Origin of the sequence: Bradyrhizobium sp. WSM2254, assembly GCF_000472645.1 — a bacterium.
In the GTDB taxonomy this organism is placed as follows: Bacteria; Pseudomonadota; Alphaproteobacteria; order Rhizobiales; family Xanthobacteraceae; genus Bradyrhizobium; species Bradyrhizobium niftali.
Genome location: NZ_KI421446.1, coordinates 90,870 through 95,498, shown reverse-complemented (window position 1 = coordinate 95,498; position 4,629 = coordinate 90,870). Strand labels below are relative to the sequence as shown.

Here is a 4,629-nt window from a genome sequence, read left to right as displayed (position 1 = left end):
TCGTCGCCCTGCGCCGGCTGTGGAGCCGACGACGCCGTCAAGTGACCGGGATCGAAGGTGATCGCCACCCCATTGTTCAGAGTTACCGTCAATGGCGTATCGATCGGCGCGTAGTCCACCTGCGCCGTATAAATGATCGTCTGGTTCTCCAGCACCACGACGTCGTGCAGCGTCACGAAATTGGTGGTGATCGTGTCGTTGACGTGCGCCGTCGCCGCCGCCGTCCCAACCACCAGGCTCTCGAAGTTGCCCCCGGTCGCATTGGTGATGGTCGCCGTCAGCTGGCTGGCGTCCAGATAGGGATCCTCGCCATTGCCCGACGCAATCGTCAGTGTTCCCGTGGTGTTGCCATCGGTGATCGTGATCACGCCCTGGTCGGTCGTGATCACCGTGTTGCCGTGCGACACGTTCGACAGCGTCGCTGTGAACACGTAGTTCGCCGACGCTCCCTCCAGCACCGTCGAGGCGCTCAGGTCCACCGTCGTCGTGTCGATGGTGTCGTTGACCGTCACCGTCGCCGTGTCGGTCGTGTTCAGCGCTTCGTAATTGCCGCCGGTCGCACCCGCGACCGAGACGCTGTAGCTCTCGTGATCGACATAGGGATCGTCGCCCTGCACCGCGAACGGCGTCGAGGTGCCCGTGGTCTGACCGGCAAGGATCGTGATCTTCGCGCCGTTGCTCAGTGTCAGCACGAGGTCGCTGCCCTGCGGTGCATGGTCCACGCTGGCCGAGATCGTCGCCGTACCGACGCCCTCGTTCACCGTGACGTCGTTCAACGTCACCTTGGTCGGGTCGCTGTCGTCGGTGACCACGAACGATACCGTCGATCCCGACGTATCGCCGTCGCCATCGGTCACGGTGTACGTGAAATTCGCCGGCCCGCCGGTCTTGTAGACGTCATCGGGCTGCGCAACGAACTTGTAGGCACCGTCCGCGGTGACCTGGAGACTGCCATGGGCGAGCGAGATCGCCTGGGAATACCCGTCATTGCCAAACGACAGGGTCACCCCGTTGATCTCGGTGACGGTTGCGCCGTCGGCGCCCGGATCGAAATCGAGCTGCCCCGTGACCGGCGCAGAACCTTCGAGCACGTTCTGCGGCGCTTCCGCAAAGGCATGCGGACCGTCGTCCTGGAAATTGATGTGAAGCCCGGCGGGTGAAACCGCATGGGCGGTGTCGCCGTCACCGTCGGTCGCGGTGGCCGAGATGTACACGAGGCCGTTCGTGATCGAGACCTCATCGTCATAGGCAGCAGGCGTCGAGCCATCGACATTGTGCGCAATCGCCGCAAACTGGGCGACCCAGAGGTGCCCGTCGGTGTCGACATAAAGCGCGAACACCTTCGCGCCGGTCTGGACGTTGTTGCCGTCGACGCCCCAGACAATGTTCGGGTTGGTGGAATCCGTGAACAGGAAGATGTCGTGGTTGCCGACCGTGGTGTTCAGTCCGGAATCCTGGCCGGTGAACCCGGCACCGGCGGAATTCGTCAGCTGATAGGACACACCTCCGGCCGGGCCGGGTCCATCCGTGCCGAAATCGGGCGTCGTGAACAGAGTGCTGGCGGCGCCGGTCGACTCGGCGTAGCCGAGCACCGTAGCAATGCCGGCGCCGGCAATCGCGCCTGTCAGCACGCTCGGGGCCGTCGCGGGATCGACGTCGTTCTCCGGGTTCGGCCCGGATTGCGGAGCGAATCCCGCGCTCTCGTCATGGGTGACGCTGAGTGTGGCGGGAGCGCACACCACGGACGAGATGCCGCTCACCGAGAACGGATGACCGACATTGTCCTCCTGAGGATCATTCGGGTCGGCCGGAAGCGTCGGCGCGCCGTTTGGCGTGCTAGAGAACGCGACGTTGTCGTAGTTGGAGATGACGAGACGATTGAAGTCGTCGGTCGTGTCGACCGTGACGGTGGCCCCCTCGTTCAGGCCGACGATGACGACGCCGACCAGGGTGTTGCCGTCATAGACCGGAATCTTGGTGTAGCTGGCATCGCCGGTCACGGTGATGTTGTTCAGCGTGATCGGCAGCGGATTGCCGTCGTCGTTGAAATTGGTGTTGTCGTTGGCGTTGAAGACCTGGACGAAGACCGTCGCCGTATTGCTCGGATTGCCCTGGATTTGGTGGATCGTGAACGAGGCCGCATCGACCTCGTAGTGCCCGTTATAGGCGAAGGGATTGGTAGAGAATGTGAGATTGTTGACGAAGTCGAGCCGCAGGATCTCCGCAGGCTGGTCCTTGCCGCCGTGGACCTCATGGCCCTCGATCGACTGGTTGCCGACGCCGATATCGCTCCCCGTCGTATTGATCGTGTTCGCGTTCGGGCTATTGCCCTGACCGACGCCGGACAAGAGCACGTCCTGATCGCTCGGACCATCGAGACCGCGCTCGTCGACATTGCCCGCCTTGATGCCGACATAGGTGAGCGGCGTATCGACGCAATCCTCCGAAGCGGAGATCGTCGGACCCGAATCGTCGATCGAGACGATGGATTTGCTGTTGTCGATGAGAGTCGCGGTGGCCGATTTCGTGACGTGATCGCCATCGCCGTCGGTCACCGTCACGGTCAGCTTCACGCCGACGCTCTGGCCGGCAATCGCCGTCAGCAACGAGATCGACTCGTCGAACAGCGAGGGATTCTCCGGCAAGCGGGACCCGGCAGGCTCCGATGCATCGTGATCGATCGGCAGGAATTGATCGACCACGAGCTGGGCCGTCGCCGGATCCGCCGAGCTCAGAGAGACGCGCAGGACGACGAAATCATCGCCCGTGGACTGCGTATCGTGGCCAACGCGGCCGACGATCTGACCGTTCTCGAGCGTCAGCCAGACGGTCCGATGACCCACCGACGTACCGTCGAGCGGACCACCCTCCAGCGCCGTCGCGACAAGGTTGGTCTTGATCCCGCCCCCTTCGGGCGCGCCCGTCAGTACGAGGCTGAGCAGGGACGTGACGGGATTGACCAGGGCGGCACCGTCGGCGCCGTAATTGATCGCCGCATTCGTGAACAGCGGGGCCAGCAGCCCCTCACCCATCTTCAACTCGCCGATCTGGGCGGTCGAGGCTGCGTTCGTCGTGAACGTCACGGTGGCGTTGGCCGTGTCGTCGACGATCCCGTTCGGCGCGCCGCCGCCCGACTCGCTCTCGCCGACATTGTATTGGTCGGGCGAATGACCGATCGTCTCGTCCAGATTCAGCTTGAGTGCGACAAATTCAGGCTCCGTCACGTCGGTACCGATCGTCAGCGCCGGACCGTCGTCGTTGAAGTGGATCTTGCTCGAAATATCCGCCGACGCGGACGCGGTGTCGCCATCGCCATCCTTGATCGTCACGACGGCCGAGATCGAGCCCGCGGCCAGCGAAGCCGGATCGTTCGGATTGGACGTATCGGAGTGATGCAGCGAGAGATATTCGACCACCGAGACCTTGCCGGTGACCGGATCGATCGCGACCGCAAAGGCGGTCTTGCCGCTCAGTTCGGGATAAACATTGTCCTGGCCCACCGTGCCGATCACCCGGCCGGCAAGATCCTGCGACAAGGTGATCTCCGTTCCGTCCGTCAAGGTCACCCCGGACGTGGACGATTTCAGCTCGAGCGAATAGGTGATCGCCGCAGTCGGATCGGGGCCGTCGACGCCGAAATACGGCAGGATGCTCAGGGCTGCGCCACTGCTGGTCGCGTAGGCGAGCACCGGCCCGGGCCTATCCGGATCATCGCCGGGATTCTGCACGTCCGCAAAGATCTGCAACGGGCCAGTAACGTCGTTCGCCTGGTTGCCCGGTGTCTCGTCCGCCGTCACCCCGAAATTGTGAGACAGCGTCGCCGCCACCAGCGGGCCGTCGTCTTCGAACCGGATGTCACCGGCAATGTTGGCGGACGCCGACGCGTGGTCGCCGTCGCCGTCGGTGACCGTCACGGTCGCCTTGACCTGGCCGAGGGCGTTTGCCAGCGAGACCGCTTCATCGATATCGCCGCCGATATCGGCGCTGTCCTGGTGAAGCGAAACATACTGGACGACGGACACCTTGCCGCTCACCGGATTGATCGCAATCGCAAACGCGGCCGGATCGTTGGTGCCGGTCACGTCATCGCCGGGATCGCCCCCGTCGTAACGACCCACGATCAGGCCGTTCTCGAGGAACAGGAAGATCTCCTTCCCTTCCGTCGTGGTGAGCATCGCATCGACCGGGCCGGTCGTGCTCTGGCCCTGCGCGTCGGTCAGTGTCAGCGAGAAGACCTGGGCGCCCGTCTTGGCCGCGCCGTCGGTGCCGTAGTCCACATTGTCGATGGTGAGCGCGGCGACGTTGCTCTGCGCATACCCGATCGGAAGGCCGAAGAGAACCTGCGGATCGTGTCCGGGATTGCTGACGCCGTTGAAGACGGGCGTGAACAGAATGTCATTGTCGTCGCCGAACGGCGGGCTCTGCAGCAGCAGGGTCTCGTCGTGGACGACCTGGAAGGCCGAATTGGCGGAAACCGAGACCGCGGGGCCGTCATCCTGGAAGCTGATGCTGGAGTCCTGGGTGCCCACGATCTCGATCGTGGCCGAGGACGTCGCGGTGTCATTGTCGCCGTCGGTGATGGTCGCGGTCAGTGTAATGCCGAGGCTCGCGCCCTCACCGACCAGGTTG

The 4,629-nt window shown here is 63.8% G+C and carries 1 protein-coding gene; it reads right to left on the bottom strand.

Going from position 1 to position 4,629, the window contains the following annotated elements; all coding sequences use genetic code 11:
• The coding region (locus A3M7_RS45730; RefSeq protein WP_245284459.1) for a DUF5801 repeats-in-toxin domain-containing protein at positions 1 to 4,629 on the bottom strand (4,629 nt) is incomplete at both ends.